Origin of the sequence: Jiangella ureilytica (assembly GCF_004348545.1) — a bacterium.
Lineage (GTDB): Bacteria > Actinomycetota > Actinomycetes > Jiangellales > Jiangellaceae > Jiangella > Jiangella ureilytica.
In genome coordinates, this window is the sequence record NZ_SMKL01000081.1 from 1 (window position 1) to 12,336 (window position 12,336).

At 72.1% G+C, this 12,336-nt stretch carries 14 protein-coding genes; 9 read left to right on the forward strand and 5 right to left on the reverse strand.

All coding sequences use genetic code 11. From position 1 onward, the window contains the following. The coding region (locus tag E1212_RS25050) for a DNA polymerase IV (protein ID WP_131987559.1) at nt 1-1,280 on the reverse strand (1,280 nt) is incomplete at its 3' end. Nucleotides 1,281-1,378: 98 nt separating this feature from the next. Here E1212_RS25050 and E1212_RS25055 point away from each other — a divergent pair. The 5 genes from E1212_RS25055 to E1212_RS25075 all read left to right on the forward strand — a co-directional run bounded on the left by E1212_RS25055 (nt 1,379) and on the right by E1212_RS25075 (nt 6,481). Beyond that, a complete protein-coding gene (locus E1212_RS25055) occupies nt 1,379-1,789 on the forward strand; it encodes a universal stress protein (protein ID WP_131987561.1) in 411 nt (136 codons plus the stop codon). A 17-nt stretch (nt 1,790-1,806) separates the two neighbouring features. Further along, the gene (locus E1212_RS25060; protein WP_131987563.1) at nt 1,807-2,379 is read left to right on the forward strand and encodes an HhH-GPD-type base excision DNA repair protein; all 573 of its coding nucleotides are present in this window, start codon (nt 1,807-1,809) and stop codon (nt 2,377-2,379) included. Between the two features lie 5 nt (nt 2,380-2,384). Then, complete coding sequence (locus E1212_RS25065) at nt 2,385-3,989, forward strand: SpoIIE family protein phosphatase (protein ID WP_131987565.1); 1,605 nt, start codon at nt 2,385-2,387, stop codon at nt 3,987-3,989. 123 nt (nt 3,990-4,112) lie between these two features. Further along, on the forward strand, nt 4,113-5,630 hold the full coding sequence (locus tag E1212_RS25070; RefSeq protein WP_420814428.1) for an RNA polymerase sigma factor: 1,518 nt from the start codon (nt 4,113-4,115) through the stop codon (nt 5,628-5,630). 83 nt (nt 5,631-5,713) lie between these two features. Next, on the forward strand, nt 5,714-6,481 hold the full coding sequence (locus tag E1212_RS25075; protein WP_131987569.1) for an arginase family protein: 768 nt from the start codon (nt 5,714-5,716) through the stop codon (nt 6,479-6,481). Between the two features lie 2 nt (nt 6,482-6,483). Here E1212_RS25075 and E1212_RS25080 read toward each other — a convergent pair whose 3' ends face one another. Together E1212_RS25080 and E1212_RS25085 are read right to left on the reverse strand one after the other, a co-directional pair. Next, nucleotides 6,484-7,047: a DinB family protein gene (locus E1212_RS25080; RefSeq protein ID WP_131987571.1), complete on the reverse strand. Its 564-nt coding sequence runs from the start codon at nt 7,045-7,047 to the stop codon at nt 6,484-6,486. Nucleotides 7,048-7,052: 5 nt separating this feature from the next. Then, nucleotides 7,053-7,856, reverse strand: coding sequence for a GNAT family N-acetyltransferase (locus tag E1212_RS25085; RefSeq protein WP_131987573.1), 804 nt, complete (start codon nt 7,854-7,856; stop codon nt 7,053-7,055). Nucleotides 7,857-7,928: 72 nt separating this feature from the next. Here E1212_RS25085 and E1212_RS25090 point away from each other — a divergent pair, with 72 nt between their 5' ends. Next, nucleotides 7,929-8,525, forward strand: a complete 597-nt coding sequence (locus tag E1212_RS25090; protein ID WP_131987575.1) for a rhomboid family intramembrane serine protease — start codon at nt 7,929-7,931, stop codon at nt 8,523-8,525. Here E1212_RS25090 and E1212_RS25095 read toward each other — a convergent pair. Then, nucleotides 8,479-8,916 (reverse strand): hypothetical protein, encoded by a 438-nt coding sequence (locus E1212_RS25095; RefSeq protein ID WP_131987577.1) that lies wholly within the window; start codon nt 8,914-8,916, stop codon nt 8,479-8,481. The genes E1212_RS25090 and E1212_RS25095 overlap by 47 nt on opposite strands. Before the next feature lie 71 nt (nt 8,917-8,987). Between E1212_RS25095 and E1212_RS25100 the strand changes: the two genes are divergently transcribed. Together E1212_RS25100 and E1212_RS25105 are read left to right on the forward strand one after the other, a co-directional pair. Next, nucleotides 8,988-9,284, forward strand: coding sequence for an ArsR/SmtB family transcription factor (locus tag E1212_RS25100; RefSeq protein WP_131987579.1), 297 nt, complete (start codon nt 8,988-8,990; stop codon nt 9,282-9,284). After that, nucleotides 9,281-9,721: an SRPBCC family protein gene (locus E1212_RS25105; protein ID WP_162605622.1), complete on the forward strand. Its 441-nt coding sequence runs from the start codon at nt 9,281-9,283 to the stop codon at nt 9,719-9,721. Before E1212_RS25100 ends, E1212_RS25105 begins: the two co-directional genes overlap by 4 nt. Here E1212_RS25105 and E1212_RS25110 read toward each other — a convergent pair. Continuing rightward, complete coding sequence (locus tag E1212_RS25110) at nt 9,711-9,983, reverse strand: DUF7455 domain-containing protein (protein ID WP_131987583.1); 273 nt, start codon at nt 9,981-9,983, stop codon at nt 9,711-9,713. The two genes, E1212_RS25105 and E1212_RS25110, sit on opposite strands and share 11 nt — an antisense overlap. Before the next feature lie 218 nt (nt 9,984-10,201). Here E1212_RS25110 and E1212_RS25115 point away from each other — a divergent pair, with 218 nt between their 5' ends. Continuing rightward, entirely contained in the window at nt 10,202-12,301 is a 2,100-nt protein-coding gene (locus E1212_RS25115; RefSeq protein WP_131987585.1) for a DNA gyrase/topoisomerase IV subunit B, read from the forward strand. Nucleotides 12,302-12,336 lie beyond the last annotated feature (35 nt).

Sequence of the window (12,336 nt, forward strand, 5' to 3'; positions counted from 1 at the left end):
GCGGGCGAGAGGTCGGGGGCGTCGGCGGCGAAGGTGCGGACCGGGCCGGGCGGGGTGGTCGCCGTCTCGAAGCGGACCGTCACGCGGCCCCGTCCGGACCCCCACACCCAGCCGGGGCCGTGCTCGGCGTGCTCGACGTCCATGCCGGGGTACCAGCCGCGCCGCTCGTGCAGCACGTCGTCGACGACCTCGGCGGGCTCGTCGGCCGGTTCGGGCCGCTCGGTGACGAAGAGGTCGTCCTGCACCCAGTCGGAGAGCCCCGACACGCCGACCCCGAGCAGCCGGACGCCGCTGGCCGTGTCGAGGTCGGCCAGCAGCCTGGTCGCCAGCCGCGCGATCACCCGGACGTCGTCGGTGGGGGCGGGCAGCGTGGCCGAACGCGACAGCGTCGTGAAGTCGTGCAGGCGGGTCTTCAGCGTGATGGTCCGCCCGGACAGCGCGGCCTTGACCAGCCGACCGGCCACCTTCTCGGCCAGCCGCGCCACGATGGCGGCCAGCAGCGCGGGGTCGGTGAGGTCGCGGTCGAAGGTGTCCTCGACGCTCACGGACTTGGACTCGCGCTCGGCGTTGACCGCCCGTGCGTCCTCGGCCCGCGACAGCCGGTGCAGCGAGCGGCCGTGGGAGTCGCCGAGGAGGTCGACGAGGTCGGGCTCGGTGATGCGGGCGAGGTCGCCGACCGTCTTGACGCCGAACCGCATGAGCCGGGCCGCCGTCGCCGGGCCGACACCGGGCAGGGCGCGCACCGGCAGCGGGTGCAGGAGGTCCACCTCGGTGCCCGGCGAGACGACCACCAGGCCGTCGGGCTTGGCCTGCTCGGAGGCGATCTTCGCCATGAGCTTGGACCCCGCGACGCCGACGGACGCCGTCACGCCGGTGGTCTCGACGATGGCCGATCGCAGCCGGGCGCCCACGGAGCGGGCGGCCGACACCGTCGTCGGCACCCCCTCAGCGCTCCCGGCGAGGTCGACGAACGCCTCGTCGAGCGAGAGCGGCTCGACGACGGGCGACACCGCCCGCAACGCCGCCATGACGACGGAGCTGACCGACTGGTAGACGGCGTACCGGCCGGAGAGGTAGGCGGCGTTGGGGCAGCGCGAGCGTGCCTCGCTCATGGACATGGCCGACCGGACGCCGAAGACGCGCGCCTCGTAGGACGCCGTCGACACCACGCCGCGCGGCCCGAGACCGCCGACGATGACCGGTTTTCCGCGCAGCGACGGCTTGTCGCGCTGCTCGACCGAGGCGAAGAAGGCGTCCAGGTCGAGATGGAGGACGCGCATGTCCCGATCGTGCCACGCCGCGCCGACACCCAGTGTGCTTGGCCTGCGGTACGGTTGCGCCGCGACCGGAGTTCACGCCGGAGTGAGAGAAGGTTCCGATGACCGCGATCGTGGTGGGCTACGTCCCCAAGGCCGAGGGCCGCGCCGCACTCCGCCGGGCGGCCGAGGAGGCGCGGCTGCGAGGTGCCCGGCTCGTCGTCGTCAACTCCGCCCGGGGCGGCCGCGACTTCGACGACGACGACGCCGTCCGCGCCGACGCCGAGCTCGCCACCGTCAGCCAGCAGTTGAAGGACGCCGGCATCGAGGCCGAGGTGCGCCAGCTGGTGCGGGGCATGGACGTCGCCGAGGACATCATCGCGGTGGCCGAGGAGCATGCGGCCGACTTCATCGTCATCGGCCTGCGCCGCCGGAGCCCGGTCGGTAAGTTGATCTTGGGAAGCAACGCCCAGCGTATTCTGTTGGATGCACCGTGCCCTGTCCTGGCCGTCAAGGCCGAGGACGTGGACTGAGAAGGGTTCCCCTGAACGTGACGACGCTGTACCTGGCCGGCGACCCCGCGGCCGACGCGCTCCTGGCACGAGATCCGTTCTCGCTGCTCACGGGCATGCTCCTGGACCAGCAGGTGCCCATGGAGAAGGCGTTCTCGGGTCCGGCCGTCATCGCCGAGCGCATGGGCGCCGACCACCTCGACCCCGCGGTCGTCGCCGCGCACGACCCCGAGGCGTTCGCCGAGATCTTCTCGCGCACCCCGGCCGTGCACCGGTTCCCGGGGTCCATGGCCGCACGGGTGCAGAAGGTCGCCGCGTACGTCGCGGAGCACTACGGCAACGACGCGGCGAACATCTGGGCCGATGCCGCCACCGGCGCCGAGCTGCTCGAGCGGCTCAAGGCGCTGCCCGGGTTCGGCGAGCAGAAGGCGAAGATCATGGTGGCGCTGCTGGGCAAGCAGATCGGCGTGCGGCCCGAGGGCTGGCGCGAGGCCGCCGGCGACTACGGCGCCGAGGGCGCCACCCGGTCGGTGGCCGACGTCGTCGATGCCGACACCCTGGCCCAGGTCCGGGCCACGAAGCGTGAGATCAAGCGTGCGGCGAAGGCTTAGCTCCGATGCGCCCGGCTGACGCCCAGCGCCTGCTCGGTGCGCTGGCCGGCGTCGACGCCCCCGTGGGGTTCGCCGTCTTCGACGAGCAACACCGGTATCTCGCCATCAACGCCGCCCTCGCGGAGCGCTCCGGCAAGGGCATCGCCGACCACCTCGGCCGCACGCCCGCCGAGGTGCTGCCGCCCGAGCTGGCCGCGCACACCGACGAGATGATCGAGCGCGTCCTGCGCACCGGCGAGTCGGTCGAGTCCGAGGAGCCCGCCGTCTCGGGGCGCACCGACACCTACCACCTGCACTCGTCCTGGTATCTGGTCGACGAGGGCCGCGGCCGCGAGGTCGCCATGTTCGTCGTCGACGACACCTCGCACCAGCGCGCCATCTCCTCGCTGCGGCGCAGCCGGGCCCGCAACGCGCGCCTGCTCGAGGTGTCCGACGTGCTGTCGCGGGCGGTCACGGTGCGCGAGGTCGCCGACGGCGTCGCCGCCATCGGCCGGCGCAACGTGCAGGCCTACCGCACCGCCGTCACGCTCATCGGCCCCAACGGGCGGCCGTACCCCGTCACCACGGGGGTCGCCGACGGCGAGCCGGTCCCCGTCTGGCCGCACAACGCCGTCACACCCACCGACGAGGTGCTGCGCAGCGGCTGGCCGATGTTCCTCGGCAGCCGCGACCGCGCCCGGGCCGCCGCGCCCGGCGACCCCGCCTTCGGCGACTTCCTCGACCACACCGACGAGCGCGCCTGGGCGGTGTTGCCGCTGGCCGGCGAGGACGGTTGCGTCGGCGCCGTCCGGTTCTCCTTCGCCTCGGAGCAGGAGTTCGACTCCGACCAGTGCCGGTTCCTGCGGGCCGTGGCCCAGCAGGGCTCGCTGGCGTTCGCGCGGGCCCGGCTGTTCGAGCGGGAGCGGACGGCGGCGGCGTCGCTCAGCAAGGGGCTGCTGCCACGGCGGCTGCCGACGGTGGCCGGGGTGGAGCTCGCGGCGCGGTCGCGGACCGATGTCGGCGAGCACTCCGTCGGCGGCGACTGGTACGACGCGCTGGTCATGCCCGACGGCGAGCTGGCCCTGGTGGTCGGTGACGTCATGGGCCACGGCGTCACGGCGGCCAGCGCCATGGGCGAGATGCGGGCGGCGCTGCGGGCACTGGCGCTCACCGACCCCGATCCCGCGTCGGTGCTCGGCGGGCTCGACCGCCTGGTCGAGCGCGACGACGCCGTCGAGATGGTCACCGTCGTCTACGCGCTGGTCGACCCCGTCAGCGGGATTGTGCGGGTCGGCGACGCCGGTCACCTGCCCCTCATCCGCATTCCCGAGGTCGGCGCCGTCGAGCTGGTCGACGCCGGCGCGGGCACCACGCCCATCGGCGTCACCGAGCCGCGGTCGACGCAGTCGGTGCGGCTCTGGCCCGGCGACGTGCTCATCGCGTTCACCGACGGACTCATCGAGAGCCGCACCCGGTCGCTCGAAGAGGGTTTCGCCCAGTTGCTGCGCTGTCTCGAGGAGCAGCGCGGGGTCCCGCTCGAGCAGCTGCTCGACGCCGTCGTCCGGCGCATGCAGATCGACGGCGCCGCCGACGACCAGACGGTTCTCGCGCTACGGTGGGCCGGGCGATGAGAATCCTCGGCGCCCGGCGCGGTTTCGGGATGAACGGTACCCATCCCCTGTGCTTCAATAATGTGTTGCCGTCGCCGCTTTGCGCGCCGCTCTGCCCCTGACCAAGACATCGAGAGGTCGTTCGTGTCGTCGAGCTCGTCCAGCACCAAGCACTCCCGGATCCTGGAGCTGCCGCCGGTCCAGGCGCTCGTGACTCAGGGACGGAATTCGGGCTCGGTCACCGCCGAGGACGTCCGGGTCGCGTGCGGTGCGGCCAACCTGGCGATGAAAGAGAGCCGGATCGTTGTCGAGCATTTGAAGTCGACCGGTATTACCGTCGAGGTAGCGGCAGCGGATTCGCGCAGTCCGCGCAAGCGTGTTGCCGCCGCGACGTCCACCCGCTCCACCGCGGTGGCGACCGCGGCAGCCAAGAAGACCGAGCCGGCGGCCAAGAAGGGCGAGGGATCTGTGAAAACGGCGGTGAAGAAGGCGAAGGCCGACGTCCACGAGGCGGCCGAGAACGGTGTGGCCGAGCAGCCTGCCGAGGTGGCACCGAAGGCCCGTGGTCGCAGGAAGACCGCCAAGACGGCCGAGGCGGCACCGGCCAAGGAAGCCGGCGCCGTCGGTGCCGACGGCGAGCCCGACATCGGCGATCTCGCCGCCGAGGAAGCCAAGATCGAGGACGAGGGCTTCATCCTCTCCGAGGACGACGACACCGACGAGCCCGAGCAGCAGGTCGCCGTCGCCGGTGCCACCGCCGACCCGGTCAAGGACTACCTCAAGCAGATCGGCAAGGTCCCGCTGCTGAACGCCGGCGAGGAGGTCGAGCTGGCCAAGCGCATCGAGGCCGGTCTCTTCGCCGAGGAGAAGCTGAGCGAGCAGAGCGACTCCATGCCGGCCAAGCTCCAGAACGAGCTGCTGTGGATCGCCGAGGACGGCCGCCGGGCCAAGAACCACCTGCTCGAGGCCAACCTCCGCCTCGTCGTCTCGCTGGCCAAGCGCTACACCGGCCGCGGCATGCTCTTCCTCGACCTCATCCAAGAGGGCAACCTCGGCCTCATCCGCGCCGTCGAGAAGTTCGACTACACCAAGGGCTTCAAGTTCTCCACCTACGCCACCTGGTGGATCCGGCAGGCCATCACCCGCGCCATGGCCGACCAGGCCCGCACCATCCGCATCCCGGTGCACATGGTCGAGGTCATCAACAAGCTGGCCCGGGTTCAGCGGCAGATGCTGCAGGACCTCGGCCGCGAGCCCACCCCGGAAGAGCTGGCCACCGAGCTGGACATGACGCCCGAGAAGGTCGTCGAGGTCCAGAAGTACGGCCGCGAGCCCATCTCGCTGCACACCCCGCTCGGCGAGGACGGCGACAGCGAGTTCGGCGACCTCATCGAGGACTCCGAGGCCATCGTCCCGGCCGAGGCGGTCTCGTTCACGCTCCTGCAGGAGCAGCTGCACGCGGTCCTCGACACGCTCTCCGAGCGCGAGGCCGGCGTGGTGTCCATGCGGTTCGGCCTGACTGACGGCCAGCCGAAGACGCTGGACGAGATCGGCAAGGTCTACGGGGTCACCCGCGAGCGGATCCGCCAGATCGAGTCCAAGACCATGTCCAAGCTGCGCCACCCGTCCCGGTCCCAGGTGCTGCGCGACTACCTGGACTGAGCGGCACGTCCAGCGTTCGACGGCCCCGTCTCCCGGTCGACTCCGGGGGCGGGGCCGTTTCGCATCGGTGGGAGAATCGGGCGATGACCCGCATCCTCGTGCCCTACCACCTCGACGAGTACCGGCCCGGCCTCGACGTGCCGTACGAGCCGGCCGTGACGATCACGCGCGACCTCGGCGGCGACGACGTGTGGGCACGGCTCGCGCCGTTGTACGCCGACGTCGCCGACGCGGTCGCGGCGGACATCCAGGACGGTGGGGTGCCGCTGGTGATGTCCGGTGACTGCATGGTCTCGCAGGCCGTGGTCGCGGGGCTCCAGCGAGCGCGAGCGGGCACTCGGAGCGACGGCGACGGCGACGGCTCCGTGTCCGTCGTCTGGTTCGACGCCCACGGGGACGTGCAGACGCTCGAGACCACGACGTCGGGGTATCTCGGCGGGATGCCGCTGCGGATGCTGGCCGGCTACCGGCCGGAGCTGGTCGCCGAAGGGCTCGGGCTGCGGCCGGTCGCCGAGGACCGCATCGTCCTCGTCGACGGACGTGATCTGGACCCGCCGGAGCGCGACTACCTGGCCGCGTCGGAGATCCGGCAGGTCTTCGCCGCCGAGCTCGACGCCGCCGCGCTCCCCGGCAGCGGCCCGGTCTACCTGCACCTCGACCTCGACGTGGTCGACGGCGACGAGCTGCCGGGCCTGCTGTTCCCCGTCCCCGGTGGCCCGTCGGCGAGCGAGGTCGGCCAGGCGGTCCGGCGCGTCCTCGACACCGGCCGGGTCGGCGCCGTCGGCCTCGGCTGCACCTGGCACGACGGCCACGGCGCGGCCGACGCCGTCGGCACGGCCCTCCCGTTCTAGCGCTACTGGCCGACCCGGCCGTCGATGCACTCGCGCAGCAGGTCGGCGTGTCCGCAGTGCCGGGCGTACTCCTCGACGCGGTGCACCCACAGCTCGCGGATGGCGATGCCCTGCGAGCCCACCCGCTCACCGAGGTCCGGGAACCGAGCCAGCAGTGCGTCGGTCTCGGCCTGCTCGCGGGCGAGAGCGGCGTAGGCGGCGTCGACCACGGCCGGGTCGGCCACCGCCCCGTCGAAGTCGGCGTCGCGCGGGCCGTACAGCTTCGGCACCGGCTCGGCGACCCAGCCGCGCCAGTCGCGCTCGACCTCGGCGAGGTGGCGCAGCAGCCCGAGCAGCGACATCGTCGACGGCGGCACCGAGCGGGTCGCCAGCTGCTCGGCGTCGAGGCCGTCGCACTTCATCAGCAGCGTCAGCCGGTAGCTCTTCAGGTAGTCCTGCAGGGTCGGCAGCTCGCCGTCGGGGCTGACGCCGTCGCTCTCGCGCGGGTCGTCGTCGGGATCGACCCACATGTCGGCGTAGACGGTCGACTTGGTCCATCGCTGGGGTTGCGTGCTCATGCCCGCCATCGTGGTCACCCGGCGGCCGGCGGCGCCAGCGAGTTCCGGGCCGGGCGCACCAGTTCGACGCTGCCGCCGATGCGGCGGGCGCCGAACCCGGCGAACAACGCGTTCGAGCCGGCGTTGGTCTCGTCGACCTCGCAGACCACCTCGGCCTCGCCGCGCTCGCGCAGGACGCCGAACACCCGTGCCACCAGCGCCCGAGCCAGGCCGCGCCGCCGGTACGCCGGCAGCACGCCGATGAGCCCCAGCCGGGGGCGGGCCGGCCGGGCCCGGATCCACACCCGCACCAGGCCCGCGTAGCCGCCGGTGTCGCCGTCGACGGCGACGAGGTACGTCGACGGGTCGAACTCCGGGTCGCCGAAGGTCTCGCGGCGGAACGTCCGCGGGTCGGTGCGCCACTCACCGGTGCCGGGCACGTCGCGGCGCAGGTCGCGGTCGAGGGCGGTGAGCCGCACCATGTCGGCGTCGGCGGCAGACACCACCGCGAACCCGTCCGGCCACCCGGCCGCCGTTCCCGGCGGCGTCGTCGGCGGTGTCGTCGGGACGGCATAGAGGTGCTCGCGTCGCGCGACGGTGAAGTCGCGGCTGGTCAGCGCCGACAGCCGGTCACCGTCGTCCTCGCCGGCCTCGGCGTACAGGTCGCCGTCGCCCTCGGCCGCGAGGACGGTGTCCAGCAGCGGCCCGTCGGCACCACCCTGCAGGAGCAGGATCCGCCGGTCGTCGGGTCGCACCAGCAGCCGCAGCCGGCCCGCGGCGCCGCCGTCGGAGCGCAGCGCGGTCCACCGGTCGGGCGCCTCCTGCCGCACGCTGATCACGCGCGCGACGCTAGCCCGGCCGCCGCCGCCACGGCCACCGAAATACCGGCTGCCCGCGAATACACTGGCCCCATGTCGTCCTCGGGTCAGCTCACGCCCCGCCGATCCGTGCCGCCGGCCATCATGGCGACCCTGCCGGTGTTCGTGCTCGTGCTGCTCATGTGGGCCGAAGAGATCGTCGACTCCGTGCCGGGCGTCGACCTCGACCAGTACGGCATCCGCCCGCACGACGCCGAGGGCCTGGTCGGCATCGCCACGGCGCCGTTCCTGCACGGCGGGTTCGGCCACCTCATCGCCAACACCGGCGCCTTCCTGGTGCTGGGCTGCCTCATCGCCATGACGACACGCAGGTTCTGGCCGGTCACCATCGGCGTGGCGCTGGTCGGCGGCTTCGCGACGTGGCTGGCCGCCGCGCCCAACAGCGTCCACATCGGCGCCAGCGGGCTGGTCTACGGCTACGCCGCGTTCCTCGTCGCGTGGGGCGTGTTCAGCCGCCGGGCGCTGGCCATCGTCGTCGCGGTCATCGTGGTGCTGATGTACGGCGGCATCGTCATCGGCGTGCTGCCGGGCCAGCCGGGCATCTCGTGGCAGGGCCACCTGTTCGGCGCGCTGGCCGGCATCCTCATGGCCTGGCTGCTGCGGGGGAGCGGGTCGAGGACTCCCGCGTGAACCGCATGTCCATCCAGTGCCGCCACGCGCCGTCGTCCAGCCGGTCCCAGCGCGCGGCCATGCTGGCGCCGTCGCCGGCCACGACCAGCCGCGCCCGGGTGTCCGGCCCCGTCAGCGTCACCACCCCGTGCTCCGGCGTTCCCACGGTCATGGTGCCGGTGACGCCGTCGCTGTCATAGGCCCGGGCGACGACGGCGTCAGCTTCGGCCCCGAACATCTCCAGCGCCTGATAGCGCCGCCCGTCGACGGAGACGTCGACGTGGTGCACGAGGAAGTGCCGCCCGGGCAGCCACTCGTAGACGTCGCTGCCCTCGATGTGCACGACGGGATCGTCCACCGTCTCGCCGGCCGACCTCCACACGCCGACCAGTGCGTCCAGTTCCTCCATCATGCGGGCCTCCGAGCGAGCTAGGCTATGTAAGCAACTTCTTACACTCTAGCGCGAGTCGGAGGGAGACGGTCGTGGACGAGGCGCTGCGCGCGGTCGCCGACCCCACCCGCCGGGCGATCATGGAGCTGGTGCGCGACGGCGAGCGCTCGGCCGGCCAGCTCGCGGACCGGTTCCCGCAGATGAGCCGCCCAGCGGTCTCGCAGCACCTCAGGGTGCTCGCCGATGCCGGGCTGGTCGACGTGCGCCGCGACGGCAATCGCCGGATGTACGCGCTGCGCCCCCAGGGGTTGGCCGACGCGGCCGGGTTCATCGAGCGCATGTGGTCGACGCAGCTGCGCCGGCTCAAGGAAGCAGTGGAGAACGAGTGACAGAGATCGAGCAGTCCATCCGCATCGACGCCCCGCCGGAACGCGTGTGGGCCTACTTCACCGACCCGGCAAGGCTGGCGCGGTGGTGGGGGAGGGCGCAGGCCGATCCCCGTCCCGGCGGCGCGCTGCGCGTCGCGATGGACGGCGGGCCGGACCCGGTGATGAGCGGGGAGTTCGTCGAACTGGAGCCGTACGAGCGGCTGGTGTTCACCTTCGGCTGGGAGCCGGCGCCAGAAGTGCCGGACATCCCGCCCGGAGGATCACGCGTCGAGGTCGAGCTGCGACCCGACGGCGCCGGCACCGTCGTGACCCTGCGCCACAGTGGCCTGCCGGCGACGCTGCGCGGCGAGACCACCGACGGGTGGCGGACAGTACTGGGCCGCCTCGCGAACGAGGCGGCCGCAGGCGACTATGAGGGAGATGAGGTCAGTCGGTGACGGTGGTGGGCTGGGGCGCGAGGCGGTCGGTCTCGTCGTGCCACTCGAGCGCGACGGGGCGCAGCTTGGCCTCGTGCCGGCGGCCGTGGTGACCGCAGAAGAGGAGGTCACCCTCCTTGATGACGACGCGGATGTACGCCTGGGCGCCGCAGCTGTCGCAACGGTCGGCGGCCTTGAGAGGGCTGGTAGCGAGAGCCGTAGTAGTCACGTCGCCTGCCTTCCTGATCGTTGGTCCACCGAAGGAACCGGTGGTGTCGTGCATCCGTACCAACATGTAACCACCCCCAGGCCTTCCCGCATCTCGAGCGTGGGGTGGTTCGCTCTGCGCGTAATCGGCTCGCTGTGACACTGGTCACCTGATCGACTCGTAAGAACGATCGGACGAGGCCGCCCAGCGCGCCTGCGCCGGTTCCGTGGGCCTCAGGGCTTACCCTGACAGGGCATGTGCGCAGGACCAGCACCGCTAGGAGGAACCGAACCGTGACCGCCGAGCGCGCCGACGCCCTGACCTCCGGTGGCGACTACACCGCCCGCCACCTGTCGGTGCTGGAAGGCCTCGAAGCCGTGCGCAAGCGGCCGGGCATGTACATCGGCTCCACCGACTCCCGCGGCCTCATGCACTGCCTGTGGGAGATCATCGACAACGCCGTCGACGAGGCGCTGGGCCAGTTCTGCGACCGCGTCGAGGTGGTCCTGCACGCCGATGGCTCGGCCTCGGTCAGCGACAACGGCCGCGGCATCCCGGTCGACATCCACGCCAAGTCCGGCCTGTCCGGCGTCGAGGTCGTCTACACCAAGCTGCACGCCGGCGGGAAGTTCGGCGGCGGCTCCTACGCGGCCACCGGCGGCCTGCACGGTGTTGGCGCCAGTGTGGTCAACGCGCTGTCGGAGCGGCTCGACGTCGAGGTCGACCGCAATGGGCGCACCCACGCCATGTCGTTCCGTCGCGGCGAGCCCGGCATCTGGGACGGCGACGGCCCGGCCGCGGCGTTCACGGCGTTCACCGACCACTCCGAGCTGCGCATCACCGGCCGGGTGGCCAAGCGGGTCACGGGCACCCGCGTCCGCTTCTACGCCGACCGGCAGATCTTCCTGCGCGACGCCACGTACTCGTGGGACGACCTCATCTCCCGCGCCCGCCAGACGTCGTACCTCGTGCCGGGCCTGCAGCTGGTGGTGCGCGACGAGCGCGGTGCGGAGATCGTCGAAGAGACCTTCCGGCACGACGGCGGCATCAGCGAGTTCGTCGAGTTCCTCAGCCCCGGCGCGCCGGTCACCGACGTGCTCCGGCTCACCGGCGAGCAGACCTTCCGCGAGACGGTTCCGGTCCTCGACGACGACGGCCAGCTGGTCAGCAAGGACACCGAGCGGGTCTGCCAGGTCGACGTCGCGCTGCGCTGGGACACCGGCTACGACACCGTGGGCCGCTCGTTCGTCAACGTCGTCGCGACGCCCAAGGGCGGCACCCACGTCGCCGGCTTCGAGCAGGGCCTGCTCAAGGCGCTGCGCGACCAGGTGAAGGTCAACGCCCGGCGGCTCAAGGCCGGCAACGACAAGATCGAGAAGGACGACGTCCTCGAGGGCCTGACGTCGGTGGTCACCGTCCGCCTCGACGAGCCGCAGTTCGAGGGCCAGACCAAGGAGGTCCTCGGTACCGCGGCGGTCCGCTCCATCGCCTCCACCATCGTCGAGCGCGAGCTCAAGGCACTGCTCACGTCGACGAAGCGCGATCACAAGGCGCAGGCGGCGGCGCTGCTCGAGAAGGTCGTCTCGGCGGCCAAGACGCGGGTGGCCGCGCGGCTGCACAAAGAGACCGTGCGCCGCAAGAACGCGCTCGAGACCAGCTCGCTGCCGACCAAGCTGGTCGACTGCCGCTCCAACAGCCTCGAGAGATCCGAGCTGTTCATCGTCGAGGGCGACTCCGCCCTCGGCACCGGCCGGTCCGCCCGCGACGCGGAGTACCAGGCGCTGCTGCCCATCCGCGGCAAGATCCTCAACGTGCAGAAGGCGTCCGTCGCCGACATGCTCAAGAACGCCGAGTGCGCCGCCATCATCCAGGTGCTCGGCGCCGGCAGCGGCCGCACGTTCGACATCGACCAGTCCCGCTACGGCCGGGTCATCCTCATGACCGACGCCGACGTCGACGGCGCGCACATCCGCACGCTGCTCATCACGCTCTTCTACCGGTACATGAAGCCGTACGTCGAGGCCGGCCGGTTGTTCGCCGCCATGCCGCCGCTGCACCGCATCGAGCTGTCCAACCCCAAGAAGGGCCAGGACAAGTACGTCTACACGTACACCGACGCCGACCTCGACCGCACCCTGCGCGACCTCGCCCGCAAGGGGGTCCGGGTCAAAGAGACGCCGCAGCGCTACAAGGGCCTGGGCGAGATGGACCCGGAGCAGCTGGCCGAGACCACCATGGACCCCCGGCACCGCCGGCTGCGGCGCATCAGGGCCGAGGACGCCGAACGGGCCGAGGCGGTCTTCGAGCTGCTGATGGGCAACGACGTCGCGCCGCGCAAGGAGTTCATCATCGCCGGCGCCGCCGAGCTCGACCGCGCCCGCATCGACGTCTGACGGCTGGGAGATTCCTCACCCGCTCGCCAGGAATA

What these genes read in the sequence shown, in the direction of transcription:
- E1212_RS25055 (WP_131987561.1), top strand. Translation starts at nt 1,379, where the DNA reads ATGACCGCGATCGTGGTGGGCTACGTCCCCAAGGCCGAGGGCCGCGCC.
- E1212_RS25065 (WP_131987565.1), top strand. Translation starts at nt 2,385, where the DNA reads ATGCGCCCGGCTGACGCCCAGCGCCTGCTCGGTGCGCTGGCCGGCGTC.
- E1212_RS25075 (WP_131987569.1), top strand. Translation starts at nt 5,714, where the DNA reads ATGACCCGCATCCTCGTGCCCTACCACCTCGACGAGTACCGGCCCGGC.
- E1212_RS25080 (WP_131987571.1), bottom strand. Translation starts at nt 7,047, where the DNA reads ATGGCGGGCATGAGCACGCAACCCCAGCGATGGACCAAGTCGACCGTC.
- E1212_RS25090 (WP_131987575.1), top strand. Translation starts at nt 7,929, where the DNA reads ATGTCGTCCTCGGGTCAGCTCACGCCCCGCCGATCCGTGCCGCCGGCC.
- E1212_RS25095 (WP_131987577.1), bottom strand. Translation starts at nt 8,916, where the DNA reads ATGATGGAGGAACTGGACGCACTGGTCGGCGTGTGGAGGTCGGCCGGC.
- E1212_RS25110 (WP_131987583.1), bottom strand. Translation starts at nt 9,983, where the DNA reads ATGCACGACACCACCGGTTCCTTCGGTGGACCAACGATCAGGAAGGCA.